The organism is Streptomyces sp. NPDC005533, assembly GCF_042871845.1.
In the GTDB taxonomy this organism is placed as follows: domain Bacteria; phylum Actinomycetota; class Actinomycetes; order Streptomycetales; family Streptomycetaceae; genus Streptomyces.
Window position 1 is genome coordinate 194,792 of sequence record NZ_JBIAJH010000010.1, and the last position, 25,917, is coordinate 220,708.

Annotated in this window: 24 protein-coding genes and 1 pseudogene; 16 read left to right on the forward strand and 9 right to left on the reverse strand. The window is 73.7% G+C overall.

Annotated features, from left to right (window positions below):
- Positions 1-29 precede the first annotated feature (29 nt).
- The 3 genes from ACFYP3_RS13180 (at position 30) to ACFYP3_RS13190 (ending at position 3,913) form a co-directional block, all read left to right on the forward strand.
- The gene (locus ACFYP3_RS13180) at positions 30-1,568 is read left to right on the forward strand and encodes an MFS transporter (protein WP_388831082.1); all 1,539 of its coding nucleotides are present in this window, start codon (positions 30-32) and stop codon (positions 1,566-1,568) included.
- A gap of 107 nt (positions 1,569-1,675) precedes the next feature.
- Positions 1,676-2,485 carry a dioxygenase gene (locus ACFYP3_RS13185; RefSeq protein WP_388831084.1) on the forward strand — a complete coding sequence of 270 codons (810 nt, stop codon included), beginning with the start codon at positions 1,676-1,678 and terminating at the stop codon, positions 2,483-2,485.
- A 450-nt stretch (positions 2,486-2,935) separates the two neighbouring features.
- Entirely contained in the window at positions 2,936-3,913 is a 978-nt protein-coding gene (locus tag ACFYP3_RS13190) for an RNA polymerase sigma factor RpoD/SigA (protein ID WP_388831086.1), read from the forward strand.
- A 124-nt stretch (positions 3,914-4,037) separates the two neighbouring features.
- Here the strand turns inward: ACFYP3_RS13190 and ACFYP3_RS13195 are convergent, their stop codons facing one another.
- Entirely contained in the window at positions 4,038-4,991 is a 954-nt protein-coding gene (locus ACFYP3_RS13195) for a helix-turn-helix transcriptional regulator (protein WP_388831088.1), read from the reverse strand.
- A 63-nt stretch (positions 4,992-5,054) separates the two neighbouring features.
- Between ACFYP3_RS13195 and ACFYP3_RS13200 the strand changes: the two genes are divergently transcribed.
- Positions 5,055-6,629 (forward strand): MFS transporter, encoded by a 1,575-nt coding sequence (locus ACFYP3_RS13200; protein WP_388831090.1) that lies wholly within the window; start codon positions 5,055-5,057, stop codon positions 6,627-6,629.
- A 136-nt stretch (positions 6,630-6,765) separates the two neighbouring features.
- Here the strand turns inward: ACFYP3_RS13200 and ACFYP3_RS13205 are convergent, their stop codons facing one another.
- Complete coding sequence (locus ACFYP3_RS13205; RefSeq protein WP_388831092.1) at positions 6,766-7,539, reverse strand: DUF6227 family protein; 774 nt, start codon at positions 7,537-7,539, stop codon at positions 6,766-6,768.
- A 192-nt stretch (positions 7,540-7,731) separates the two neighbouring features.
- On the opposite strand from ACFYP3_RS13205, the gene ACFYP3_RS13210 reads away from it, so the two are divergent.
- Positions 7,732-8,373, forward strand: a complete 642-nt coding sequence (locus ACFYP3_RS13210; protein WP_388831094.1) for a vitamin K epoxide reductase family protein — start codon at positions 7,732-7,734, stop codon at positions 8,371-8,373.
- A gap of 97 nt (positions 8,374-8,470) precedes the next feature.
- Here the strand turns inward: ACFYP3_RS13210 and ACFYP3_RS13215 are convergent, their stop codons facing one another.
- On the reverse strand, positions 8,471-8,881 hold the full coding sequence (locus tag ACFYP3_RS13215) for a rodlin (RefSeq protein ID WP_388831096.1): 411 nt from the start codon (positions 8,879-8,881) through the stop codon (positions 8,471-8,473).
- 270 nt (positions 8,882-9,151) lie between these two features.
- Here ACFYP3_RS13215 and ACFYP3_RS13220 point away from each other — a divergent pair, with 270 nt between their 5' ends.
- Positions 9,152-9,628, forward strand: coding sequence for a hypothetical protein (locus tag ACFYP3_RS13220; RefSeq protein ID WP_388831098.1), 477 nt, complete (start codon positions 9,152-9,154; stop codon positions 9,626-9,628).
- A gap of 155 nt (positions 9,629-9,783) precedes the next feature.
- The gene (locus ACFYP3_RS13225; protein WP_388831100.1) at positions 9,784-10,023 is read left to right on the forward strand and encodes a chaplin; all 240 of its coding nucleotides are present in this window, start codon (positions 9,784-9,786) and stop codon (positions 10,021-10,023) included.
- 85 nt (positions 10,024-10,108) lie between these two features.
- Here ACFYP3_RS13225 and ACFYP3_RS13230 read toward each other — a convergent pair whose 3' ends face one another.
- From ACFYP3_RS13230 to ACFYP3_RS13250, 5 genes are all read right to left on the reverse strand, one after another.
- Complete coding sequence (locus ACFYP3_RS13230; RefSeq protein ID WP_388831102.1) at positions 10,109-10,456, reverse strand: hypothetical protein; 348 nt, start codon at positions 10,454-10,456, stop codon at positions 10,109-10,111.
- 195 nt (positions 10,457-10,651) lie between these two features.
- On the reverse strand, positions 10,652-11,794 hold the full coding sequence (locus tag ACFYP3_RS13235; RefSeq protein ID WP_388831104.1) for a chaplin: 1,143 nt from the start codon (positions 11,792-11,794) through the stop codon (positions 10,652-10,654).
- Positions 11,795-11,913: 119 nt separating this feature from the next.
- Positions 11,914-12,147 (reverse strand): chaplin, encoded by a 234-nt coding sequence (locus ACFYP3_RS13240; RefSeq protein WP_388831106.1) that lies wholly within the window; start codon positions 12,145-12,147, stop codon positions 11,914-11,916.
- Between the two features lie 240 nt (positions 12,148-12,387).
- A complete protein-coding gene (locus tag ACFYP3_RS13245; RefSeq protein WP_388831107.1) occupies positions 12,388-12,798 on the reverse strand; it encodes a rodlin in 411 nt (136 codons plus the stop codon).
- Between the two features lie 118 nt (positions 12,799-12,916).
- A complete protein-coding gene (locus ACFYP3_RS13250) occupies positions 12,917-13,171 on the reverse strand; it encodes a chaplin (RefSeq protein WP_388831108.1) in 255 nt (84 codons plus the stop codon).
- Between the two features lie 173 nt (positions 13,172-13,344).
- Here ACFYP3_RS13250 and ACFYP3_RS13255 point away from each other — a divergent pair, with 173 nt between their 5' ends.
- The 9 genes from ACFYP3_RS13255 to ACFYP3_RS13295 are packed head-to-tail and all read left to right on the forward strand — an operon-like array spanning position 13,345 to position 25,141.
- Positions 13,345-14,433, forward strand: coding sequence for a DUF3344 domain-containing protein (locus ACFYP3_RS13255; RefSeq protein ID WP_388831109.1), 1,089 nt, complete (start codon positions 13,345-13,347; stop codon positions 14,431-14,433).
- Positions 14,434-14,452: 19 nt separating this feature from the next.
- The gene (locus tag ACFYP3_RS13260) at positions 14,453-15,652 is read left to right on the forward strand and encodes a glycosyltransferase (protein ID WP_388831111.1); all 1,200 of its coding nucleotides are present in this window, start codon (positions 14,453-14,455) and stop codon (positions 15,650-15,652) included.
- Complete coding sequence (locus ACFYP3_RS13265; RefSeq protein ID WP_388831113.1) at positions 15,649-17,187, forward strand: exopolysaccharide biosynthesis polyprenyl glycosylphosphotransferase; 1,539 nt, start codon at positions 15,649-15,651, stop codon at positions 17,185-17,187. Before ACFYP3_RS13260 ends, ACFYP3_RS13265 begins: the two co-directional genes overlap by 4 nt.
- Positions 17,187-18,593 (forward strand): O-antigen ligase family protein, encoded by a 1,407-nt coding sequence (locus tag ACFYP3_RS13270; RefSeq protein ID WP_388831115.1) that lies wholly within the window; start codon positions 17,187-17,189, stop codon positions 18,591-18,593. Before ACFYP3_RS13265 ends, ACFYP3_RS13270 begins: the two co-directional genes overlap by 1 nt.
- Positions 18,590-20,962: a lipid II flippase MurJ gene (locus tag ACFYP3_RS13275; protein WP_388831117.1), complete on the forward strand. Its 2,373-nt coding sequence runs from the start codon at positions 18,590-18,592 to the stop codon at positions 20,960-20,962. The genes ACFYP3_RS13270 and ACFYP3_RS13275 overlap by 4 nt, the downstream gene beginning before the upstream one ends.
- On the forward strand, positions 20,952-21,731 hold the full coding sequence (locus ACFYP3_RS13280) for a polysaccharide deacetylase family protein (protein WP_388831119.1): 780 nt from the start codon (positions 20,952-20,954) through the stop codon (positions 21,729-21,731). The genes ACFYP3_RS13275 and ACFYP3_RS13280 overlap by 11 nt, the downstream gene beginning before the upstream one ends.
- Positions 21,728-23,131, forward strand: coding sequence for a glycosyltransferase (locus tag ACFYP3_RS13285; protein WP_388831121.1), 1,404 nt, complete (start codon positions 21,728-21,730; stop codon positions 23,129-23,131). Before ACFYP3_RS13280 ends, ACFYP3_RS13285 begins: the two co-directional genes overlap by 4 nt.
- 46 nt (positions 23,132-23,177) lie before the next feature.
- The gene (locus tag ACFYP3_RS13290; protein ID WP_388831123.1) at positions 23,178-24,002 is read left to right on the forward strand and encodes a YveK family protein; all 825 of its coding nucleotides are present in this window, start codon (positions 23,178-23,180) and stop codon (positions 24,000-24,002) included.
- Positions 23,999-25,141, forward strand: coding sequence for a GNAT family N-acetyltransferase (locus ACFYP3_RS13295; RefSeq protein ID WP_388831125.1), 1,143 nt, complete (start codon positions 23,999-24,001; stop codon positions 25,139-25,141). Before ACFYP3_RS13290 ends, ACFYP3_RS13295 begins: the two co-directional genes overlap by 4 nt.
- A gap of 5 nt (positions 25,142-25,146) precedes the next feature.
- On the opposite strand, the pseudogene ACFYP3_RS13300 reads toward ACFYP3_RS13295, so the two are convergent.
- Positions 25,147-25,917 (reverse strand): annotated as a pseudogene (locus tag ACFYP3_RS13300) (hypothetical protein); the annotation flags it as partial.

Genomic DNA, 25,917 nt, shown 5'->3' on the forward strand with positions numbered 1-25,917 from the left:
TCATTCCGCACAGTGAAGTGGGTACCTCCATGTCAAAAACAGCCGCGACCGCGCCGCTGGCTGCCGATCCCAGCCGCTGGAAGGCACTCGTCTTCATAGCCCTGGCCCAGCTGATGGTCGTCCTCGACGCGACCATCGTGAACATCGCACTGCCCTCCGCCCAGACCGACCTCGGGATCTCGGACGGCAACCGCCAGTGGGTCATCACCGCGTACGCGCTGGCCTTCGGCGGACTGCTCCTCTTCGGCGGCCGCATCGCCGACAAGTGGGGCCGTAAGAACGCCTTCGTCGTCGGCCTCATCGGCTTCGCCCTGGCCTCCGCGCTCGGCGGCGCCGCGAACGGCGAGGCCATGATGCTCGGCGCCCGCGCCCTCCAGGGTGCCTTCGGCGCGCTGCTCGCACCGGCGGCCCTCTCCCTGCTCGCGGTGATGTTCACCGACGCCAAGGAGCGCGCCAAGGCCTTCGGCATCTACGGCGCGATCGCGGGCGGTGGCGGCGCCGTCGGCCTGATCCTCGGCGGCTTCCTCACCGAGTACCTCAACTGGCGCTGGACCTTCTTCGTCAACATCCCCTTCGCGATCGTCGCGGCCGTGGGTGCCTGGCTGGTCATCCGCGAGCCCGCCGGCGGCCGCAACCGCGCGCCGCTCGACATCCCCGGCGTGATCCTGTCGACCACCGGCCTCGTCGCGCTGGTCTACGGCTTCACCCGCGCCGAGTCCGCCGGCTGGTCGGACGCCCTCACCGTGACGATGTTCGTCGCCTCGGTGGTGCTGCTGGCGGCCTTCGTCCTCGTCGAGTCCAAGGTGAAGTCCCCGCTGCTGCCGCTGCGCGTCCTGCTGGAGCGCAACCGCGGCGGTGTCTACCTCTCGCTCGGCCTGGCCGTGATCGCCATGTTCGGCCTGTTCCTCTTCCTGACCTACTACCTCCAGGTCGTGAAGGGCTTCTCGCCCGTCAAGACCGGCTTCGCCTTCCTGCCGATGATCGCGGGCATGATCACGGGCTCCACCCAGATCGGTGCCCGTCTGATGACCCGGGTCGCGCCGCGCCTGCTCATGGGTCCGGGCTTCCTGCTCGCCGCCGTCGGCATGCTGCTGCTGACCCAGCTCGAGGTCGGGTCCTCGTACCCGGCGCTGATCCTGCCGGCGCAGCTGCTGCTCGGCCTCGGCATGGGCACGGCGTTCATGCCGGCGATGTCCCTGGCCACGCACGGGGTGAACCCGGCCGACGCCGGAGTCGCCTCCGCCATGGTCAACACCTCGCAGCAGGTGGGCGGCGCCATCGGCACCGCGCTGCTGAACACGATCGCCGCCTCGGCGACGACCGCGTACCTGACCGACCACGCGGCCGAGGCCGCGGCGGGCGGCCCGGCCGGACAGCTGATCCAGGCGCAGGCCATGGTCGAGGGCTACGCCTCCGCCATCTGGTGGGCCGTCGGCATCCTGGTCGCCAGCTCGACCATCGCCCTGACCCTGATCAACACCGGCCGTCCGAACGTCGGCGGTCCGGTGGCCTCCGGCGCCGGCGAGGGCGCGGACGCCGAGCTCAAGGTTCCGGTGATCGCCCACTGACGGCGGCGCCCGCACGGGAATGACTGACCACCCCGCTTGGTTCAAATTTGAACCAAGCGGGGTTAGTCTTTTCGGGCAGCCCTGCACCGACGACGGAGGAGCGCCCCATGACCCCGGCCCCCGCACACCGGAACCCCGCGGCGCGGGGGACCCGCATGCCGGCCCTGTACCTCAGCCACGGGGCGCCACCCCTCGCCGACGACCCGGTCTGGCCGGGCGAGCTGGCCGCCTGGTCCGCGGACCTGCCCCGCCCCACGGCGATCCTGATGGTCTCCGCCCACTGGGAGGAGGCCCCGCTCGCCCTCGGCGCCACCGAGCGGATGCCGCTCGTGTACGACTTCTGGGGCTTCCCCGAGCACTACTACCAGGTGCGCTACGAGGCCCTGGGCGCCCCGCGGCTCGCCGCCTCGGTCCGGGCCCTCCTCAAGGCCCCCGGCACCCCGGTCCAGGACGTACCGGACCGCGGCCTCGACCACGGCGCGTACGTCCCGCTGGTGGAGATGTTCCCGGACGCCGACATACCGGTGCTCCAGATCTCCCTGCCCACCCTGGACCCGCGCCGCCTGATGGACATCGGCCGCAAGCTGGCGCCCCTGCGCGACGAGGGCGTCCTCATCGTCGGCAGCGGCTTCTTCACCCACAACCTGGCCGCCCTGCGGCACGCCGGCGTCCCCGGCTGGTCCGCGGAGTTCGACGCGTGGGGCCACGAGGCGCTGGCCTCCGGCGACATCGACTCCCTGCTCGACTTCGAGAACAAGTCCCCTTCGGGCCGCCTCGCCCACCCCCGCACGGAACACTTCGCCCCGCTCTTCGTCACCCTCGGCGCGGCCGACGCCACCGGCGACCTCGCCGCCCGCCGCGACACGGTGGACGGCTTCTGGATGGGCCTCTCGAAGCGCTCCCTCCAGTTCGGCTAGCCCCGCCGACGGCACCTCCCTCCGAGCCGGTTTCGGGCGGAACGGGCCACTTGTGGCAGATTCGGCCATTCCCTCGGCCGTGCAGGCAACCAGAAGCCGGTGCGGGCCGTCTTCAGGGTGGGAGTGCAGCCAGGGGCGGCGCTGTTCCGGAGTGACGGCCGTCTCACCGACGGAGAGGTCGTGGAGGTCCGTGGGCACCGCCGGATCGGCCTCGATTCCGGCCCTGACCTGCGCCTCTTCGGGTTCCCGCAGTCTTCGGCTCGTCTCGTGGCGGGGCAGGATACTGCAAGATCTCGGAAAAGAGGGAGCGGCGTGGGAATTCTGTCCCGATTCCAGTCGTTGTTTCCTTCGGAAGCGGGCACTCGGGAGAGTGTCCGAGGACGCACCACCCCGTCACGGTGGCCGTCCGGCAGCCGCACCGCGACCGAACTTCATCGCAAGGGAGCACGCATGGCAACCCGCGCCGTCGCCCGTCGTCAGTCCACGAGCAGCGCCCGCGCTGTGGGCGGGGAGATCGCAGACCGCGACCTGGTCGGCATGTACCTGGACGAGATCGCGCGCACCCCGCTGCTCGACGCCGCCAAGGAAGTGGAACTCTCGCAGATCATCGAGGCGGGCGTCTACGCCCGGCAGATCCTCGACGGCGAGACGGACCGCGCGGGCGAGTCCCCGGCCCGCGAGGAGCTGGAGGCGCTCGCCGCCGAAGGCGAGCGGGCCAAGGAAGTCTTCATCCGCTCCAACCTCCGCCTCGTCGTGGCCGTCGCCCGGCGCTACCCGCGCAGCGGCCTGCCCCTCCTCGACCTGATCCAGGAGGGCAACGCCGGCCTGGTCCGCGCGGTCGAGAAGTTCGACTACGCCAAGGGCTTCAAGTTCTCCACGTACGCCACGTGGTGGATCCGCCAGGCCATCACCCGCTCCATCGCCGACCAGTCCCGCACCATCCGCCTCCCCGTCCACCTGGTCGAGGAGCTGGGCCGGATCCGCCGGGTCCAGCGCGAGTTCAACCGCGAGAACGGCCGCGACCCGGAGCACGCCGAGATCGCCGCAGAGCTCGACACGACGGAGAAGCGCGTCGGTGACGTACTGGACTGGGCGCGCGACCCGGTCAGCCTCAACATGTCGGTCGACGACGACGGCGACACGCAGTTCGGCGACCTCCTGGAGGACACGTCCGCGATCTCGCCCGAGCAGTCCGTGCTCTCGCTGCTGCGCAGCGAGGAGCTGGAAGACCTGCTCGGCAAGCTCGACCAGCGCACCGCGTCGATCATCAAGATGCGGTACGGCATCGAGGACGGCCGCGAGCGGACCCTGACGGAGGTCGGCAAGCAGCACGGCCTGACCCGCGAGCGGATCCGCCAGATCGAGAAGCACGCCCTGCTGGAACTGAAGCGGATGGCGCGCGACACCGGCTTCGACGCGGTGGCCTAGCGGCCCGCGGCCAAGCCCCCCCATACGAGCCCCGGTGCCTATCCCCCCCCAGGCGCCGGGGCTCCCCCTTGCCGCTCGCCCCCTCAGGCGTGCGAGGAGCGGAGCTCCGGGGGCGGACCGCCGGTCAGGGGGCCGCGGCCGCCGTCAGCCGGGCGGCCAGTGCCGCGGCTGCGCTCGCCAGGGACGCGGGCTCCCGCACGGTGAACGGCACCCCCGTCAGCGCCAGCCGCGCCGCCACCCACTCCGGAGCGTCCGCGCTCTCGAAGCGCACCACGGTCTGCCCGCCACCCCCCGGCAGGGCCCCGCTCCGCAGCCACTCCGGCAGCTCCGCCGCCCCCGCGGCGAAGCCGACCTCCACCACGTACCGCTCCGTGCCCCGCGCGCCGAGCCCCCGCCGCACGAACTCCTCCGCGTCCACCGGCAGGGCCCGCGCCGCGAACCGCGCCCCCGTCGCCAAGGCCTCGGACACCCGGTCCACCCGGAAGGTCCGCCAGTCCTCCCGGTCCAGGTCGTAGGCGACCAGGTACCACCGGCTCCCCGTGCTCACCAGCCGGTACGGCTCCACGAGGCGCCGCGACTCGGCCCCGTCCCCCGCCCGGTAGGCGAACCGCAGCCGCTCCCTGCCCGCCACCGCCGACGCCATCACCGTCAGCGTCCGCGGGTCCACGCTCGCCCCGTCCCCCCGGGTCAGCGCGATGGTGGCCGACTGCAGCGCGCTCACCCGGCGCCGCAGCCGCGACGGCAGGACCTGCTCCAGCTTGGCCAGGGCCCGTACGGAGGCCTCCTCGACCCCCTCGATCGCGTGACCGGCCCCCGCCCGCAGCCCCACCGCGATCGCCACGGCCTCCTCGTCGTCGAGCAGCAGCGGCGGCATCGCCGCCCCCGCCACCAGCCGGTAGCCGCCCTCCGAACCCAGCGTGGCCTCCACCGGGTAGCCGAGGTCACGCAGCCGCTCGATGTCGCGCCGGATGGTCCGCGCGCTGACCCGCAGCCGCTGCGCCAGCTCGCTCCCGGGCCATTCGCGCGGGGTCTGCAGGAGGGACAGCAGGGACAGCAGCCGCGCCGGGGTGTCGGTCATGCGATCCAGGTTGCCAGCGAAATAGGACACGGACTGACCTACATGGGGTCTAGGTTTCTCTCCATGACCACCGAGACGTCCAAGACATCGCCCGAAAGAGAGAACGGGCCCGTACGAGAAGAGCGGAACGACGTAGCCCACGACGCACCCAGCTCACCCGCCGACCGCCGCCGCTGGCTGGCGCTCGCCATCGTGATGACCGCGGCCTTCATGGACCTGGTCGACGTCACGATCGTCAACATAGCGATACCCAGCATGCGCGCGAACTTCGGCGCGTCCCCCAGCGCGATCCAGTGGATCACCGCCGGCTACGCCCTCGCCTTCGCCGCCGGCCTGATCACCGGCGGCCGTCTCGGTGACATCTACGGCCGCAAGCGCCTCTTCCTCCTCGGCATCGCCGGCTTCACCGCCGCCTCGCTGCTCTGCGGCATCGCCGCGAACCCGGGGATGCTCGTCGCCTCGCGCATCCTCCAGGGCGGCATGGCCGCGCTGATGGTCCCGCAGGTCCTGGCGATCATCCACGTCACCTTCCCGCCCCAGGAGCGCGGCAAGGTGTTCGGCATGTTCGGCGCGATCGTCGGCCTCGGCGCCGTCTCGGGCCCCATGCTCGGCGCGCTGCTCACCGAGTGGAACCTCTTCGGCCTCGAATGGCGCCCGATCTTCCTGATCAACCTGCCCGTCGGCATCGCGGGCGTGATCCTGGGCCGCAGGTTCATCAGCGAGTCCAAGGCCCCCAAGGCCCTGCGCCTGGACCTCGTGGGCGTCGTCCTGGCCACCCTCGCCATGGTCATGTTGATCTTCCCGCTGACGGAGGGCCGCGAGAACGGCTGGCCGCTGTGGGGCTTCGTCTGCATGGGTGCGGCGCCGTTCGTCTTCGCGGGCTTCATCGCCTACGAGAAGTACAAGATCAAGAAGGACGGCTCCCCGCTCGTCGAGCTCTCCCTCTTCAAGGTCAAGAGCTTCGCCGGCGGCATCGCCGTCCAGCTCACCTTCGGCATCGCGACCGGCATCTTCTTCCTGGTCTGGACGATGTACATGCAGATGGGTCTCGGCTGGAGCGCCCTGCGCGCCGGCACCACCGGCATCCCGTTCTCGATCGCGGTCTCGGCCGCCGCGGGCATCTCCGTCGGCAAGCTCGTGCCGCGGTTCGGCCGCAAGGTGCTCCAGGCGGGCGCGCTGACCATGGCCGCCGGTCTGCTCCTCTACATCTGGGAGTCGGAGCGCTACGGCATGGCGATCGCCTCCTGGCAGATGGCCGCCCCCCTGGTCCTCATGGGCATCGGCATGGGCCTGATCGTGGCCCCGCTCAACGACACCACGCTGTCGGAGGTGCCGCGCCAGGACGCCGGCTCGGCCTCCGGGCTGATCAACACCACCGGCCAGATGGGCAACGCGCTGGGCCTCGCCCTGACCTCCGTCGTCTTCTTCGGGCTGATGGACGACGACAAGGTCTACGGCCCGCCGTACGTCGAGGCCTTCCGCGGCGCGCTGTGGTGGGTCGCGGCCGTGCTGCTCGTGATCTTCGCGGTGATGTTCCTGCTGCCGCGCAAGCCGATCCCTATCGACCAGCGCGAGGGCGCCGCCGAGCACGCCGCCGGGCACGGCGGCCCGGCCGCCGAGAAGGTCCCGGTCGGCTAGAGCGCGCAGGTCCCATAGTGATGCCCGCCCTCCTGGGCGGGCATCACCGTTTCCCCTGCGTCCGGCAGCCCGCCGCGGCGCGGGCCGTACCGGGTGGGCGGGACCCGACGGTCAGCCCCGCCACCCCGGCGGGGCGTCACCGTACGCGGGCGCGGTGCTCCATCGCTCCGCGCGCGGCCGCCTCGCTCTCGTACACCTCGCACATGTGCCGTCCGTCGGGCGTCGCCGTGTGCTCGACCTCCCAGAGGCTGAGCTCGGTCCCGTCCAGCAGCACGAAGGCGTGCTCGTACAGGCTGAAGCCGGCGTCCCGCCCGTCCGACAGGCACTGCCGGCCGCCGAACGCCTGCGTGATCTGGTGCGCGTACGCCGTCCTCAGTAACGCCGCCACCGGTTCACCGGGCCGGTCGCCGTTCTCCGCGCGGCGCAGCACCCGGCGGGCGTGGTCGGCGGACTGCTCCACCGCGTACTCCCGGTGCCGCCGGGCCGGCGGCACCGGGACCGCGAACAGCGCGCTCAGCGCCGCGACGTCGTTCTCCGGCTCCTCGCCGCCCGGCAGCAGCACCGGATCCGGGGCGGCGCCGGCGGCGGCCTCTCCGAACAGCCGGGACACCGCCAGGCAGGTCTCCGCCTTGCTCGCGAAGACCTCGTGGCGGACCCTGCGGTCGCCCTCCGGCAGGTACGTCAGCTCCCACAGGGAGACCGAACCGCCGTCGGTCAGCAGATAGGTGTGCCGGTGGGTCTCCCGCCAGACCCCCGTCGCCGGGCTGTGGTGGGTGGTGTACAGCGAAGAGCTGTGGGCGAGCGCCGTGCCGAGGCGCTCGACCAACCTGTCGGGCAGGTCGAAGGAGTTGAGGGCGCGGCCGAGGAGTCGGTCGAGGTGCGCCTCGGTTGTCTCGTACGGATCGCTCAAGGTGGGTCTCCAGGCCGTCGCAGCTTGTCACTTCGCGGAAGCTCAACGTAACCCCTGGCTCTGACATCACGTCCGGGGTTCGGTAAAACGTCCGGGAAGCATCGGCGGTTCCCGCCACCCCTTCAGGTCAACTTGCCTACGGATGGGCACGGTTGGGCACGCTCTGGGTGGGAGCGCGGGAGTATGGCCCCCATGGCAACGAATACAGTGGGCGTCCCGCGCCAGCAGGGACGGCCCCGCAGTGGACACGAGGGCGAACGGGACACCCCGTCCAAGGGGTTGGCCTGGCTGCTGGCCCTCACCGGGGCGGCCGGACTGCTGGCCTCCTGGGTGATCACCCTCGACAAGTTCCTGCTGCTGGAGGACCCGGACTTCAAACCCGCGTGCAGCCTGAACCCGGTCGTCTCGTGCGGCAGCGTCATGCAGAGCGAGCAGGCGGCCGCCTTCGGCTTCCCCAACCCGATGCTGGGCCTGGCCGCGTACGCCGTCGTGGTCTGCGTCGGCGCGGGCCTGCTGGCCGGCGCCCGCTACCGCGGCTGGTTCTGGCTCGGACTGAACGCCGGCACCCTCTTCGGCGTCGGCTTCTGCACCTGGCTGATGGTCCAGTCGCTCTACGAGATCAACGCGCTGTGCCTGTGGTGCTGCCTGGCCTGGGTGGCGACCCTGCTGATGTTCTGGGCGGTCACCGCGCACACCGTCCGTACGGGCGTCCTGCCCGCCCCCGACCCGCTGCGGGGCTTCTTCACCGAGTTCGGCTGGGCTCCGCCCGCCCTGCACATCGGAGTGATCGGGATGCTGGTCCTCACCCGGTGGTGGGACTTCTGGACCGGCTGACGGCGGCCGGAACGCCGTGCCGCGGTACGGCACGGCACGCACGAGGGCCCCGACGGCTGGACGCCGCCGGGGCCCTCGCCACTTCGGCGAGCGGAGATCAGCTGCCGGCGGAGAGGTTGCCGGAGAGGACCGGGATGTTGTCCAGGATGTGCGAGAGCGGCTCGTCGCCCTTGGCCTGGGTGGAGTTCTCGGTGCACTGCTGGTTCTGCGGGTTGGACAGGATCGGGATGTCCTGGACGCCGACGTTGATCGCGGCGATCAGCGACTGGGCGTTGAGCTTCGCCGGCAGACCGATGCAGGGCTTGTTCAGCGTGCCCTGGACCAGGCCGAGCTGCGGGCTCAGGTCGCCGTGGGTCTTCTGGTTGCCGTAGATCTGCTGGGCACCGTTGCCGTTGACGGTGGTGACGCCACCGTCGTTGCCGATGGCCATGGCCGGAGCCGCAGCGGCAGCGCCCGCGCCGACCGCAACGGCGGAGACCGCGGCGGCGGTCATGAACTTCTTGAACATCTTGATCCTTCTGTCGCACGAGTGCCCGCTGATGGAGCGCCCTGGTCAACTGCCCCACCAGGAGGTTGGTTCCGTTCCTTCACTCAAACGGCCTGCGCGCGTCGAATTTTTCCCCGGCCCGGGTGAGTGGCCTGCGGACGCTTGCGCGAAGCCCGTACGCAGCCCGCATAGGCGAAGGTTCCGGTTGCGCTCCGTAGGAGGTGTTCGCACGGTGGGTGAGGAAGCGGATTATCCGAGTCCGTTTGTGTGCCAACAGCAGAAGGAACGCTCATGCACCGCACGAAGCCGTCCCGCGCCCGCCTCCTCGTCCCGTCGGCCCTCGCCGTCGTCATACTGTCCGGCGCGGCCGCCCCTGCGGGCGCCGCGGACGGTGGCGGCTCCGCGGCACTCGACAGGAAGGTGGCTTCCGTCCGACAGCAGGTCGACAAGATCGAGAGCCGCGCCGCGGCCGCCGGTCCGATCGACGACCTGCTCGCCGGTCTCAACAAGACCCTCCAGGACCTCCTCAAATCCGTGGGGAGCCTGCTGCCGGCGGGGGTGACCCTGCCGCCGATCGAGCTGCCGAAGCTCCCGGCACTTCCGGACCTGGAGCTTCCCGACCTGTCCGGTCTCATCCCGGCGCTGCCCGCACTGCCCGCGGTGCCCGCGACCCCGGCGGTCCCGGAAGTCCCGGCGACCCCGCAGCTTCCCGTCATCCCCGAGATCCCCGAGATCCCCGAGATCCCGGACCTTCCCGCCGTGCCCTAGGGGGCGGAACGACCGGGAACCTGCCGCACGGTTACGACAATTGAGCCGAACAGGTCTGATCGTGCGCAAGGCCGTGTCGTCGTGGCAGGGTGGACCGTTTCGCTCGATGTGAGCCCCGGATCGGGGCAGAACATCGAACAGAAGGTGCACTTCCCATGAACTCTGCCAAGAAGGCCGCCCTGGTCCTGGCCACCGCTGGTCTCGCTGCGGCCGGTGCCGCCGGCTCCGCCGCCGCCGACTCGCAGGCCGAGGGCGCGGCCGTGGGCTCCCCCGGCGTCCTGTCCGGCAACCTGCTGCAGGTGCCGGTGCACATCCCGGTCAACGTCTGCGGCAACACCGTGAACATCATCGGTGCCCTGAACCCCGCGTTCGGCAACACCTGCTTCAACGACTGACGTTCACCGCACGACCGACTGTGGGCGCCCCGGCCTCGCCGGTGGCGCCCACAGTCGTGTCGGCACGCGTTTCAGCCGGGGCGGTTCAGCCCTGGCCGCCGTTGAGCTTCACCCCGCCGAGCAGCGGGGACGCCTGGGTGGCGCCGTTCGCGAGGCCGAGCACGGTGGCGGGCACCTCGTTGCGGACCTGGTTGACCCGCTGGACCGTGTCCACGACCTTGTTCACGCCCTCACCCTGCTCGGCCAGCGCGTTGCCCACCGTCTGCGGAGCCGACTCGGTGAACGGCCCGACGGAGTTCAGCGCCTCCGTCGCCCCGCTGGTCAGGCTCATGGGAGGCATCGCGGCCGGAGGCTCGGCGGCGAAGGCGGTGGCGGAGGCGCCGAGGGCGGCGACCGAGCCGGCGACGACAGCGGCGACCTTCGTGAGCTTCATTATCGAAATCCTCTTCTTTTTCGTGGGCAGAGGCGTCAGCGGCGACCGTCGCACCGCTTTCGCCCTGGGTAACGATTCCCCGCCGCTGCGGAAACGCCGACGCGTGCGCGGTGCGGAACGGGTTCATGACAGCGGCCGGAGAATCCGACGAGGGATTCTCCGGCCGATATTTCTTCTGATTACCGGTATTGCCCGTCAGGCGATACGGGACCGCCGGTACAGAATGGCGCCGCCCAGAACGAGGGCGGCGGCGAGGGCCGCCGCGGCCGCGGGCTGACCCGCGCCGGTCTCGGCCAGCACGGGCGCGCTCACGTGTGCCGGAGCGGGAACGGGAGCGGGAACCGGAGCCTGCGCGGGGACCGGCGCGGGGGCCGGAGCGGGAGCAGGGGCCGGTGCCGGTGCCGGCGGCAGGTCGACGGGGGTGTCACCGCCCGGGGCGGCCGGCGGCTGGTCCGCGGGAGGGACGACCTCGGGCGCCGGAGCCGGGTGCTCCACGGGCTGGCTCCCGTGCGGCGGCCGGGGCTCGGGAGCCTCGTCCACGACGGGTGCCGGGCCCGGTGCCGGGGCCGGCGCCGGGAGCGTGTGCGGGGCCTCCTCGACGGGCGGTGCGGGCGGCGTCTCCCGGACCGGCTCCGGGGCGGGCAGCGGGGCGGGCTGCTCCTCCACGGGCTCCGGCATCGGGTGCGGCGCGTCGGGCTCGGGCGCGTGGTGCGCGGGCGGTGGCGGCGCGGACTCGCCGTGGTCGTCGCACTCCTCCTCGCCCCCCTCCTTGCCGGGGCTGTCGTAGCCGCCCTCGTGACGGGGCTCCTCGTGGCGGGGCTCCTCGTGGCGGGGCTCCTCCTGGCGCGGCTTCGCGTGCCGGGGGCCCGCGGGGCGCGGCTCGTCGGGCCGGGACGCCTCGGGCCGGGCTTCCTCGGGCCGGGCTTCCTCGTACCGGGCTTCCTCGTGGCGCCCCGACTCCTGGCGCTGCTCCGGCACCGTGTGCCGGCCCCCGCGCTCGTCGAGGTAGCGCTCGAAGGCCTCGGCGTTCTCGGGGCTGAGGTAGCGCCCGTAGTCGTAGCCGTCGTGGGCGTGCGAGCCGGTCGAGGTGGCGCACGTGTTGCCCATCACAGGGTTGAGCGCCGCACCGCCGTCCACGCTGTTGCCGCACACGTTCGGCGCGAAGGTCACCGGTACCGAGACGCTGTTGCCGGCCAGCACACCCGGCGAATGCGAGACCTCGGCCGTCGCCCCGGGGTGCGCGTACGCCGCGCCGGTCGCGATGGAGAGCAGGCTCGACGCGGCCGCCGCCGTGAGCATCCCCTTGCCCAGTACCTGTCGGCTCAGTACCTGTCGCATGGGTCCTTCCCTGTCTACCGGCACTGCGGCCGGTGCTGAATCGAAGGTGGCCTCGGAGTGCACCGCCGTGCACTCCGAGGCCACCCCGAGGAGGTTTGCCCTTGCGGGCAGGCGCTTCGTCAGGCGTTGACGCAGGTGTTGCCGAACGCGGGGTTCAGCAGCGCGATGATGTTCACGGTGTTGCCGCAGACGTTGACCGGGACGTGCACCGGCACCTGCAGCAGGTTGCCGGACAGCACGCCGGGGGAGCCCACGGCCTGGCCCGTGGCGTCCGCGTCGGCCATGGCGGGGGAGGCTGCACCGACTGCCATCAGGGCGCCGGCGGCCAGCACCACTGCCTTCTTGTACGTCATTTTGATTTCAATCCTTCCCGCAGAGGCGTATCCACTGCAGAATTAACAACGAGCGGCGAGGGAAAAAGAAACCGCCCATTTTCGGCGGGGGTCCGGCAATTCACTCCGATGCTCGCAGTGAATTCGGGGGCCGGCGCTTTTGTATCGCGAATTCCCGGGGGGGAGTGCGAAGTCCGACTTCACATGCGGCGAGGCCGCCGCGACCCGAAGGTGCGACGGCCTCGCGGGCGCGGACCTCGGTCAGCTGCCCTGGGAGACGTTGCCGGAGAGGACCGGGATGTTGTCCAGGATGTGCGAGAGCGGCTCGTCGCCCTTGGCCTGGGTGGAGTTCTCGGTGCACTGCTGGTTCTGCGGGTTGGACAGGACCGGGATGTCCTGGACGCCGACGTTGAGCAGGGCCAGCACGGACTGGACGTTGGCCTTCGCGGGGAGCGCGATGCAGGGCTTGTTGAACGAGCCCTGGATCAGCGCCATCTGCGGGCTCATGTTGCCGTAGGTGGCCTGGTTGCCGTAGATCTGCGCGGCGCCGTTGCCCTGGACGGTGGTGACGCCGTTGTCGTTCCCGATCGCCATCGCCTGCGGAGCCATGGCGGCACCCATGCCCACGACCGAGGCGGCAACCGCGGCCGAGGCCATCATCTTCTTGATCATTGTCGTCCCTTTTTTGCAGGATTGCCCGGTAGTGGAGCACCCGGATCAACGCACCCGGCCCGGCTCGGGTTGCGTGCATTCACCCGGATGCAGCCGTTTCGGGCGGCGCGGTTGACGGTCAGGCGTTCACGCAGGTGTTGCCGAAGGCGGGGTTCAGCAGGGCGATCACGTTCACGGTGAGGCCGCAGGCGTTCACCGGGACGTCGACGGGAACCTGGAGGAGGTTGCCGGACAGGACGCCGGGGGACCCGCCGGTGAAGCCGTCGGCCGTCGCACCGTCCCCGCCGTGTGCGGAGGCGAGGCCCGCGCCGCCGAGGAGTACGGCCGCGCCGGCGACGGCGAGGGTGGTGCCGCGCACCAGCCTCTTCTTCATCTCCGTATTTCCTTTCGGTTCGAACAATGGTGCCCGGATAACGACCCGCCCGTTCCGAGGGTGCGTGTCATCGCCCAAAAGGCCCTACGAGCGAGTCCGGCGTGATTTCCCGCCCGACTTCTGACAAAGTTCACTCCTGTTTTGTCCCCTTGATCGAAAATGGAGACAGGGTCATGGGTTCCTCCCGCAGAATCCTCGGCACGCTCGGTCTGCTGTCCTGCCTCACCCTTTCCGCGACCGCCCCGCTGGCGTGGGCGGCCCCCGGTCCCAAGGAGCTGCCCCGGGTCCCGTTCACCCAGCGTTACCAGGCCGTGCAGCACGGCGGGCTGGTACGGGCCTCCAACTCCGGCATCAGCTGCCGCCGGGAGGAGTCCCCGCAGGCCGAGCCCTGCGCCGACGTGAAGCGTGGGGCGGCCGGCGTCAACAGCGACTTCGAGATGTTCTACAGCGAGGTCGACAAGGACCCGGACACCTACAACTCCACCCGCGCCGAGCTCAAGGTCCCGCAGGGCGCGAAGGTCTCGTACGCCCGCCTCTACTGGGGCGGGAACCTGCGGGTGGGCGAGCAGAAGCCGCCGGAGGACAACGGCCGGGTGCTGGTCGCCGAGCCCGGCGGCGCGTACAAGGAGGTCCTGGCCGACACGGTGATGGGCCACCGCTCGGACGCGGGCAGCGACGCCTACCAGGCCTCCGCCGACGTGACCCCGCTGGTCCGCAAGGGCGGCGCGGGCATGTGGACGGTGGCCCAGCTCAACATCGCCATGGGCCACTCCGAGGTGGGGGCCTGGGGCGGCTGGACGCTGGTCGTCGCCTACGAGCACCCGCAGGAGCCGCTGCGCCGGATCTCGCTGTGGGACGGCTTCGAGGGGATCGCCGCCCGCGCCGGGGACGGGACGGTCGAGATCGAGGGCCTGAACGCGCCGCCCGGGTCCGCGGGCCGGGTCGGGGTGGTCGCGTACGACGGGGACCGGGGCACCCTCGGGGACTCACTCACCGTGACGGCCGACAGCGGGCGCCGGGTGAGCCTCAGTGACGGAGAAAATCCTTTTAATGATGTTATGAATTCCACGATCACGGAATTCGGTGGCCAATCGTTCGTGCGACAGCCCGAACACATGAACAATCTCGGATATGACGCGGACGTGTTCGACCTGAGTCCCGCCCTGTCCGGTGGCGCCCGCAGCCTGAACTTCAGGTTCACGGGTGAAAGTCAGGGTCATTTCCTCGGTGTGCTCTTCGTTCAGACAGACGCGCGCCGCTGAACGTAGGAGACCACTCCACGTGCCCACACAACCTCGGGCGGCACAGCCCACGACCGTCCTCCATCTCGTACAGCCCGTCGACGGCGGGGTGGCCAGGGTCGTCACCGACCTCGTCCGCGCCCAGACCGCCGACGGCCTCCGCGCCGTCGTCGGCTGCCCGCCCGGCGGCACCCTCGGCGACGCCGCCCGTTCCGCGGGCGCCGAGGTGCTCACCTGGCGGGCCGGGCGGTCCCCCGGGCCCGGGCTGCCCGCCGAGGTGCTCGGCGCCCGAAAGCTGCTCCGCCGGGTGCGGCCCGACCTGCTGCACGCCCACAGCGCCAAGGCCGGACTCGCGGGGCGGCTCGCCGCGCGCGGCTGCGTCCCCACCGTCTTCCAGCCGCACGCCTGGTCCTTCGACGCGGTCGGCGGGGCCACCGGCGCGCTCGCCCTGCGCTGGGAGCGGTACGGGGCCCGCTGGGCCGACCGGGTGCTCTGCGTCAGCGAGGCCGAACGCCGCGCGGGCGAGGCCGAGGGCGTCACCGCCCGCTGGTCGGTGATCCGCAACGGCGTGGACCTGGACCACTTCCGCCCCGGCGGACCGGACCCCGGACAGGACCGGGCCCGGGCCCGCGCCGAACTGCCGCTGCCCGCCGCCTTCCGGGACAGCCTGGCGGACGGGGGTCCGCTCGCCGTCTGCGTGGGCCGGATCTGCCTCCAGAAGGGGCAGGACATCCTGCTGCGGGCCTGGCCGGAGGTGCTGGGCACGGTCCCCGGAGCCCGCCTCGCCCTCGTCGGAGACGGCCCCGACACCGAACGGCTGCGCCGCACGGCCCCACCCGGCGTGCTTTTCGCCGGCGCCGCCGCCGACATCCGACCGTGGCTTCGGGCCGCCGATCTCGTTGTACTGCCGTCGCGGTGGGAAGGCATGGCGCTCGCCCCGCTCGAAGCCATGGCCTGCGGTCGGCCGGTCCTGGTCTCCGACGTCAGCGGCGCCCGGGAGAGCCTGCCGCCCGGCCAGGGACGCCCGTGCCTGGTGCCGCCGGAGGACCCGACGGCGCTGGCCAAGGCCCTGGGACGGCTGCTCGCCGAGCCGCGGCTCCTCGCCGAACTGGGGGAGCAGGCCCGGCAGCACGCCCGGACCGACTTCGACGTGCGGCGGACCACGGAAGCGGTCACCGGCCTGTACCACGAACTGCTGGGCAGGCCCCGGCCCTTGAACCAGGAGCGCATCAGCCGATGACGATGGACAGCGCACCCGCCCGGCACACCGGGCAGGGCGGCACGGGGCCCGCCGGCGGCAGCGCCTTCGCGCCCGCGCCACACGTGGCGGCCCGCCGCTCCGCGACCGCCATCCACCCCCCGCGCGGGCCCAGGACGGACCAGGCCAGGTCCGCCGTGCGCCCGCAGCGGGTCCGTCGCCGCGGCCGGGTGCTGCCGCTGCTCACCGCCGACGCGCTGGCCGCCGCACTCACGGCGACGACCCTGCCCGGACCGGCGCTGCCGGCCCCGGTGGCGGTGCCGGCCGTCGCCGCCCTCCCCTTGCTGCTCGCCGCGCTGCACGCGCAGGCCGGGCTGTACCGGCCGCGTCTCGCGCCCTCCGCGCTCCTCGAACTGCCCGTGCTGGCCGGCCGGTCCGCCGTCCTGTGGTGCGGGGCGGCCGCCGTACTGGCCGCCGTCGACCCGGCCCGGGCCCTGGGCTGGAACGCCCTCTTCACCGCCGTCTGCCTCCAGGTCGTCCTGGCCTGCGCGGGACGCGGCCTCGTCAACCAGCTCCGGCGCCGCGCCGCCGTCCGCCGGCCCGCCTCCGCCCTCGTCGTCGGACCCGGCGCCGGGGCGGGCGCGGTGGCCGCCGCCCTCCACAGCCGCCCCGAGTTCGGGCTGCGCCCGGTCGGCCTCGCCGACACCTCGGCCGGCGCCGAGGCCGACAGCGGCGCCCTGCCCTACCTCGCCACCCACGAGGACATCCGGCGCGCGGTCATCCAGAACTCCGTCCGGCACGCGGTGTTCACCCGTCCGCCGGAGGCCGACGAACGCACCGCCTCCCTCGTCCGGCTCTTCCACGACCACGGCTGCCGGCTGTGGCTCGCCGACCCGGCCGGCACCGCCAAGGTCACCGGGATGCGCCTCGCGCACCCCGCCGACCAGCTGTGGGGGTACGCCGTGCAGCCGCTGCTGCCGCGCCCGGCGCGGCCGTTGGAGCGCTGGGCCAAGCGGGGCATCGACTCGGTGCTCGCGCTTCTCGCGCTGGTCGCCGCCGCACCCGTGATGGGTCTGTGCGCGCTGGCCGTTCGGCTCTGGGACGGGCCGGGGGTGATCTTCCGGCAGGAGCGGGTCGGCCTGTACGGGCGCCCCTTCACCCTGCTGAAGTTCCGTACCCTGCGCGCCGACGAGCACGAGGCCGCCACCCGCTGGACCGTCGCGGGCGACCGCGGGATGAGCCCGGTGGGCTCCTTCCTGCGCAAGTCCTCGCTGGACGAGCTGCCGCAGCTGTGGAACGTCGTGCGGGGCGACATGAGCCTGGTCGGCCCGCGGCCCGAACGGCCCTTCTTCGTCGCCAAGTTCTCCACCGTCCACCCCGGCTACGAGGCCCGCCACCGGATGCCCGTCGGCATCACCGGCCTCGCCCAGATCAACGGCCTGCGCGGGGACACCTCCATCGAGGACCGGGCCCGCTTCGACAACCACTACATCGACACCTGGTCGCTGTGGCAGGACCTGTGGATCCTCGCCCGCACCGCGGCCTCCTTCTTCCGCTTCCGGCTGGGGGGCAGCTGATGAGCCTCGTCGTCTCCGGTCACCGGGCCCCGCCCGGCCTGCCGGTCCTGCTGCGCCGGCACTGGCCGCTGCTGCCGCTCGCCGCGACCGTGCTGTTCCTGCTCGCCCCGCTCCCGGCGGGGGACGCGACCGCCTCCGGGAAGGTCGGCCCGGCCGACGCCGCCTCGCTGCTGCTGGCGTTCGTCTGCGCGGTGCAGGCCCTGCGCGGCCGGGTGCGGGCGCTGACCCCGCTCGGCGTGCTCGTGCTCGGCACCCCGGCCGTGGGCCTCGCCGTCGCCACGATGACCGCGGGTGATCCGTACGCCGCCCTGCCGGGCTTCGTCCGCTACCTCCAGGTCTTCGTGCTCGTCCCGGCGGCCGTGGTGCTCCTGGTGCGCGACGCCGCGGAGTTCCGGCTGGCCGCCGGGTGCTTCGTGGTCCTGGCGCTGGTGCAGGGCGCGGTGGGGGTCGTGCAGTACGCCACCCACACCGGGGCCTCCTACCAGGGCCAGGACGTCCGTGCCGTGGGCACCTTCGGCCCCGGTGACGTCATGGGCATGGCCACCGTGGTGGCGTACGGGCTGATCGTGGCCACCGCGGTCGGGCTGGCGCCCGGGCTGCCGCGGCGGGTCCGGCGGATCGGCGGGGGCGTGGCACTGGTGCTGGTGCTGCCGCTGGTGCTGTCGTTCAGCCGGGGCGTGTGGATCGCCACCGCCGGCGCGGCGGTGCTCGTCATGGTGCTGGCCGGGATCCGGCGGGCGCTGAAGGTGCTCCTCGCGCTCGCCGCGGCGGGCGTGGTCCTGGTGGGCGGGTTCGGGGTCGGCTCCGACATGGTCGCCGAGCGGCTGACCTCCATCACCCAGGTCTCCAGCGCCCCCGACCAGTCGGTGACCGACCGCTACACGATGTGGGCCGCGGCCGAGTCCATGTGGCGCGAGCGGCCCGCGGTGGGGGTGGGGCTCAAGGGCTTCCCGGCCAACCGCGACGGGCACTCCTCGCTGGGGCTCTCCTCCGGCAGTGACACCGCGGGCGCGGGACAGGCGTACCTGCGCCAGCCGCTGCTCTCCCCGCACAACATGTACCTGCTGGTCCTGAGCGAGCAGGGACTGATCGGGCTGGTCGCGCTGGCGGGCGGCTGGGCCGCGCTGCTCGTGGCAGGGCTCCGGCGGCTCGCCGCCGGCGAGGGCATGCGGGACTGCGGGCTGATCGCGACCGGGCTGTTCGTGTGGCAGCTGACCGACTTCCTGTACGCGGACATCGGGGGGCCGTCCACCGTCCTCACCGGGGTGATCATCGGCCTGGCGGCCTGGTGGGCGCTGCCCTCCCCGCAGGACGCGGATCCACCGCGCGGGGCGGCCGCGCCGTCCGGCGCGGTCGCCGGTGCGGGTGCACGGGGTAGGGCCCCCGGGGTTGCGGCCCGCCCGTGACGGACACCACGCCTTGGCGGCCCGCCGCCGGCCCCCCGGCCGGGGCGGGCCACGCCCGTGTCCCGGGCGCCCCCACCGGCACGCCCCGCCCGGGCACGGCCCCCGCGGCCCAGGGCGGCACCGGTGCGCCCGGCCCGGTCCGGGGCCCGGTCCTGCCCGGCACGGCTCCCGGCCAGGAGCCGCCCGCGCCCGGCTCGACGGACCCCGGTTTCGTCGCCGGCGCCCTGCCGGCGCGGGGCTCCGCGGCGGCGGCCCGTGCGACGGGAGCCCCCGCGCCGTCGGATCCGGGCTTCGCCGCCCGCGCGGTGCCCGGGCGCGGCATCGTCGCGGGGGCGTCCCGTGCGGCCGCAGCCCCCGCGGCGCCGGGTGCGCGAACCCGGGGTCCGGCGGACCCCGGGTTCGTCGCCGGCGCCGTGCCCGGCGCCGAGCCGGCCGTACGGCAGCCCGTGTTCGGCTCCGCCGGTTATCCCGGCGGCGCCTCGGGACGGCGCAGCGTACGGGTGCCGGCGCGCGCCACGATCGCGCCGGCCGGCGCGCCCGGGGCCCAGGCGCCGGCGGCCGGCCGGCCCGGAAACGTCCGTCGCACGGGCGAGCCCTCCGGACCCGCCGCCCCCGACGGGTCCCCGGCGGCGCCCACCGGCGGCCGGTTCGGCAGGGCCCGCCGCGCCGGCCCGACTCCCGCCCCCGGCACCCCCGCCCCCGGCACCCCCGGCGGCAGCCGGGCGGCCGGGGCTGCCGAGCTCCCCGATCCCGCCACCCCCGGCGGGAGCCCGCCGCTCGGGCGGTTCCTGGCGAAGGCCGCCGCGGTCACCGCCGGGCTGACCGCCGCCGGCGCGCTGTTCGGGCTCGTGCGCGACCAGACCATCGCGCACCTCTTCGGGGCCGGGCACGACAGCGACGCCTTCCTGATCGCCTGGACCGTGCCCGAGATGGCCTCGACGCTGCTCATCGAGGACGCCATGGCGCTGCTGATGGTGCCCGCCTTCAGCTACGCCCTGGCCCGCCGGGCCGCCGGCCGGGCCGGCCTCACCCGCAAGGAGGCCCGCGCCCAGGACCCCGTACGGCTGCTCGTGGGGGCCACCCTGCCCCGGCTCGCCGTGTTCGTGGCCGCCGTCGCCTCCCTGCTCATCGTGGCCGCGCCGGCGGTCGTCGCCGTGCTCGCGCCCGGCCTGCCCGACCCCGAACTGGCCGTCCAGTGCACCCGGATGACGGCCCTGACCGTCATCTCCTTCGGCATCGCCGGATACTTCAGCGCAGCCCTGCGGGCCCACCGCTCCTTCGTGCCACCCGCCGCGATCTACGTCTCGTACAACGTCGGGATCATCGGCACCATGGTCGCCCTGCACGCCCTGTGGGGCGTGCGGGCGGCCGCCGCGGGCGTCGCCGTCGGCGGCCTGCTGATGGTCCTCGTCCAACTGCCCGCCTTCATCCGCAACGTCGGCTTCGGCCCGCCCCGCGCCAAGAGGGCCCCCCGCAGCCAGCGCGACCGCGACCGCCCCACCCTCATCGCCTTCGGGGTCATCGCCCCGGTGATCTTCTTCGCCGTCTTCCGGCAGTCGCAGGTGCTCGTCGAGCGGTTCCTGGCCGCCTCGCTCCCGCCCGGGGCGATCTCGCACCTCAACTACGCGCAGAAGGTCGCGCAGATGCCGATGGTGCTCTCCCTGATGATCTGCACCGTCACCTTCCCCGTCGTCGCCCAGGCCATGGCCGGCGGGGAGCTGGAGAAGGCCCGGCGCCGCGTCGAACAGGACCTCGCGCTGGCCTCGCTCGCCGTCCTCGTGGGCAGCGCCCTCGTCATCGGCTACGCGCCCCAGATCATCCAGGTCCTCTTCGAACGCGGCGCCTTCACCCACCAGGACACCCTCGCCACCGCCTCCGTCATGCGGGTCTACGGACTCGGACTCCTCGGCCACTGCCTCGTCGGGGCACTTTCCCGGCCCTTCTTCTCGACCGCCCGGCCCACCTGGTTCCCGGCGTTCGCGATGGGCGCCGGACTGCTCGTCAACATCGTGGCCGGAGCCTTCGCCGTCGGCTGGTGGGGCACCTACGGGATCGCCGCCGCCAACGCCGCCGGCATCTCCACCACCGCCGCCCTGCTGCTCACCGGCCTCGGCTCGCGGATCATCGCCATCCAGGTCCGCCGGGTCGCCGTCAGCATCGGACGGCTCGCCGTCGCCGCCGTCGCCGCCTGCGCCACCGGCTGGATCGCCGGGCCGATGATCCCCGACCCGATGCTCAGCGCCGCCCTCGGCTGCCTGCTGGTCCCGGCCATGTTCGGAGCCACCGGCACGGCCATACGCGCCCTCGAAGTCACCGCCCTGCCCGGTCAGATCTCCCAGTTCACGCAGAGGTTCCGCAATGTCCGCTGACACCGACACGGCCCCCGCCGCCGTGCTGGTCCCCGCCCGCCGGACCGCTTCGCCGTGGGTCCTGATGTACCACTCGGTCGCCGAGTTCACCGACCCCGCCGAGGACCCGTACGGGATCACCGTCACCCCGCAGACGCTGGAGGCCCAACTGCGGTGGCTGGAATCCCGCGGCCTGCGCGGGGTCTCGGTCGGCGAAGTCCTCCGCGCCCGCGCGGCCGGCCGCGGCGCCGGACTGGTCGGGCTGACCTTCGACGACGGCTACACCGACTTCCTCACGCACGCGCTGCCGCTGCTGCGCCGCCACGAGTTCACCTCCACCCTCTTCGTGCTGCCCGGGCGGCTCGGCGTGGACAACGTGTGGGACCCGCTGGGCCCGCGCAAGTCCCTGCTCACCGCCGAGGGCATCCGCGAAGTCGCCGACGCCGGACAGGAGATCGGCTCGCACGGGCTGCTCCACCAGGACCTCACCGCGGCCGCCGCCGACGTCCTCCAGCAGGAGCTCCGCGGCAGCCGCGACCTGCTGCGCGAGCTGACCGGAACCCTGCCCGAGGGGTTCTGCTACCCGTACGGACACCTCGACGCCCGGGTCGTCGACGCCACCCGCGCCGCCGGCTACGCGTACGCCTGCGCCATCGACCCCGGCCGGCTCGCCGGCCCGCACGCCCTGCCCCGCACCCACGTCAGCCAGGCCGACGGCGGCGCCCGGCTGCGGATCAAGCAGCTGCGCCACCAGGCCCGGGAGCTGCGTCGCCGGGCGGTGCACCGGTGAAGGCCCTGCACATCATCACCGGCCTCGGGGTCGGCGGCGCCGAGCAGCAGCTGCGACTGCTGCTGCGGCACATGCCCATGCAGTGCGACGTGCTGACGCTGACCAACCCCGGGCCGGTGGCCGAGGGGCTGCGCGCCGACGGGGTCCGGGTCGTGCACCTCGGCATGCGGGGCAACCGGGACCTGGGGGCGCTGCCGCGGCTGGTGCGGTTCATCCGGCGCGGCGAGTACGACCTCGTGCACACCCACCTGTACCGGGCCTGCGTGTACGGGCGCCTCGCGGCCCGGCTCGCGGGCACCCGGGCGACCGTGGCCACCGAACACTCCCTCGGCGAGGGCGAGATCGAGGGCCGGCCGCTGTCCGGCGGGGTACGGGCGCTGTACCTGGCCTCCGAACGCCTCGGCGCCGCCACCGTGGCCGTGTCCGACACCGTCGCCGCCCGGCTGGAGGCGTGGGGGGTGCCGGCCGCGCGCGTGCACGTCGTACCGAACGGGATCGAGGCCGCCCGCTTCCGCTTCGAGGAGGGCGTCCGGCGCTCCACCCGGGCCCGGACCGGCCTGCCCGAACGCACCTTCGTCGTCGGCGGGGTCGGGCGGCTCGTCCCGGGCAAGCGGTTCGACGTCCTGGTGCGGGCCGTGGCCGCGCTGCCCGGGGCGCACCTGCTGCTGGCCGGGGACGGGCCGGAGCGGGCGGGGCTGCGCCGGCTGGCCGCCGAGCTCGGCGCGCAGAGCCGGATCCACCTGCTGGGGGAGCGGGACCCGCTGGGCGACAGCGCGGACGGCCGCACCCCGGGCATCCCGGCGCTGCTGGCCGCCATGGACGTCTTCGTCTCCCCGTCGCGGGAGGAGGCCTTCGGGCTCGCGGTCGTGGAGGCGCTGGCCGCCGGACTCCCCGTGCTGCACGTGACCTGCCCGGCCATCGACGACCTGCCCGCGGCCCAGGCCCCCGGGGCCCGCCGCATCGGCACCGGCACGGAGGAACTGGTCGCGGCGCTGCGCGGGCACATGGAGGCGGGAGCGCGCCGGCTGCCCCCGCCGCCGGTGGTCCGCCGCTACGACATCGCCCGCAGCGCGCGGCAGCTGCTGGACGTGTACGACCTCGCCCTTGCGGCCGCGCCGGGCACCGCCGGGGCCGCCCGCAGCCCGGGCGCCCAGAGCACGCGGACCGTTCCGGGTGCTCCGGGCACTCCGGGTGCTCCGGGTGCCCTTGGCCCGTCGGGTCCGCCGGGCCCGGCCGGCCCGGACCCGACGCTGCCCGAACCGTCGTCGCCGGAGCCGTCGGTCCCGGGCGCGGCCGTGCCCGGGCGGGTGCCCGGCGCCGGGGCCGCCACCGGAACCGTCGTCGGTGCCCGGCGCAAGCCGGCGGCCCCCGGACCGGCGGAGCCGACCGGAACCGGCTGAACCGCCCCCTCCCCGAACCACCCCCACCCAGGAAGCGAGCACGCTCATGGCCGATACGACCGATCAGAAGAAGTCCGACAAGAAGCCCGAGCAGAAGCCGGAGCAGAAGGCCGAGCGGAAGAACGCCGAGCGGAAGCCGGACCACCGCTCCGAGCGCAGGGCGCGGCGGCGGCTGCCGAAGCCGCCCGCCTGGTGGCCGCTGCCCGTGTGCGCCGCGCTGGGGCTGGCGGCGGGCGGAACGTACGGGGTGCTCAAGACCCCCGAGTACGCCGCCACCAGCTACGTCGTCGCCGTGCCCGACGAGACCACCGAGCCGGCCACCGCCCTCGGCTTCGCGCAGGCGTACGCCCGGATCGCCACCAGCAGTTCCACCCTCGGCTACGCCCAGCCCCGCGCCGGCATCACCGCCCGTCAGCTGCGGACCCAGGTGCGGGCGGAGACCTCGCCCGAGTCCCCGATGATCGCCATCACGGGCACCTCGAAGAGCCCGTCCGAGGCCGCCGACATCGCGAACGCCGTGGCCGACGCCCTGTCGCTGAGCAGCAACCAGGCCGCCAAGAACACCGGGGTCCAGCTGCTCCTCTTCAACCAGGCCGTGGCACCGACCGAGCCCGCCTCCCCGTCCGCCGCCATCAGCGGCGCCGTCGGGATGTGCGCCGGCGGCCTGCTCGGCGGCCTGTGGCTGCTCGCCCGGCCGGGACGGGCGCGGCGCTCCGAGGAGCCCGGGGACGGACCCGTCGTCCAGGCCCCGGCCCGGGCCGGGGCCGCGGCGCCGGCCGAGCCCGCGGTGGCCTCCCCGGTCGAGGAGTACGCCTCGCTTCCCGCCCAGGGTGAGCCCACCTCGGCCAAGGAGAAGGAGTCCGTGCGATGAGTTCGGGCTCCGCCGGGGCCCTGTCGGTGACGCTGTGCCGCGACCCCCGGCAGTTCGCCGCGCTGGAAGAGTCGTGGAACCGGCTCTTCCGCGGCTGTCCCACCGCCACCCCCTTCCAGAGCCACGCCTGGCTGCACTCCTGGTGGCTGTCGTACGGGAAGGACGGCCGGCTCCGGATCGTCCTCGTCCGGCGCGGCGAGGAGCTGGTCGGCGCGGCCGCGCTGATGCTCGTCCACCGGCCGATGCCGCTGCTGGTGCCGCTCGGCGGCCCCATCACCGACTACTTCGACGTGCTCGTGGCCGCGGAGCACGCCGAGGAGGTCGTGCCGGCGCTGGCCCACGGGCTGCACCGGGCCGCCCGCCGGGCCGTCGTCGACCTGCGGGAGGTGCGTCCCGGGGCGGCCGCGGAGGAGCTGTACCGGCAGTGGCCCGGCGCCCGCGCCAGGCTCGCCGACTCCACGTGCATGGAGCTGCCCACGCTGCCCTTCGACGAGCTGGTCAAACGGATGCCGGCCTCCGGCGCCCAGCGGGTGCGGGCCAAGCTGCGCAAGACCGACGCGGCCGGGATCGAGGAGCACGAGGTCACCGAGCAGGAAGTACCGCGTGCCGTACGGACCCTGCTGCGGCTGCACGAGAAGCAGTGGCGCGGCCGCGGGGTGACCCCCGAACACCTGAGGCCCCGCTTCGCCGAGCACCTGACCCGGGCCACCCGGCGGATGGTCCGGGCGGGGGAGGGCCGGCTGACGGAGTTCCGGCTGGAGGGGAAGGTGGTGGCGGCCAACGTCACGCTGCTGTCGGCCGGACTCAGCGGCGGCTACCTCTACGGGGCCGACCCGGACCTGCGGACCCGGAAGGTGGACGTGGCGACGCTGCTGCTGCGCTACGAGGCCGGGCGGGCCCTCGCCGAGGGCAGGCCGGTGGTGAGCTTCCTGCGCGGCAACGAGCCGTACAAGAACCACTGGCGGCCCGAGACGGTCGTGAACCAGCGGTTCCTGCTGGCCACCAGCGCGCTCGCGCCCCTGCTGCGGCTGCACGAGTCGCAGCTGACGGGGCGCGAGCGGGCGGTGGACGCGCTGCGGGAGGCGTTGCCGGCCGCCAGGGACTGGCGGGCGCGGCTCAACGAACTGCGGGTGCGATGACCGCTCTAGAAGGGCCAGAAGCCGTAGCCCTTGCCCCAGTCGAGCGTGATGCAGACCGACTGCCTGCCGACCAGCTTGGAGAGCCACTCGCCGAAGTTGAGCGGCAGGCACCACTGCGAGCTGTTGACCGGCGGTTGCGGTTGCGGCAGGGGCTTCGGCGGCGTGGGCTCGGGCTTCGGCACGGCGGGCGTGGGCACGACGGGCGCAGTGGTGGGCGAGGGCGACTGGGCCGGGACCTCGGGGCTCGGGGCCACGGGCGTGGGCTCGGGGACCTCGGGCGACGGCGTGGGCACCGCGGGTGTCGGGACGAGCGGGCTGGGCGTGACCGGCAGCGGCACCTCGGGCTTCGGGGTGACGGGGCTCGGGGCGACCGGCGCGGGCACCTCGGGCTTCGGGGTGACGGGTGCCGGGACCTCGGGGCTCGGGCTGACGGGCGCCGGGACCTCGGGCTTCGGCGTCACCGGGCTCGGCGTCACGGGGAGGGGGGCCACGGGCGAGGGCTCGGGGACCTCGGGCGTCGGGACCTGCGGCGTCGGGATGCCGGGAGTGGGGACCGAGGGCGTGGGGATCTGCGGGGTCGGGATCCCGGGCGTCGGGAGGGACGGCGTGGGCACGACCGGCGTGGGCACCACGGGCGTCGGGACCACCGGGGTCGGGACCACGGGCGTGGGCACCACCGGCGTCGGGATCACCGGTCCGGGCCGCTCGGGCGTCAGCGCGTCGCGGAAGACCTTCGCGGACTCCGGGTTCTGCTTGCACTGCCACACGCCGTGCGG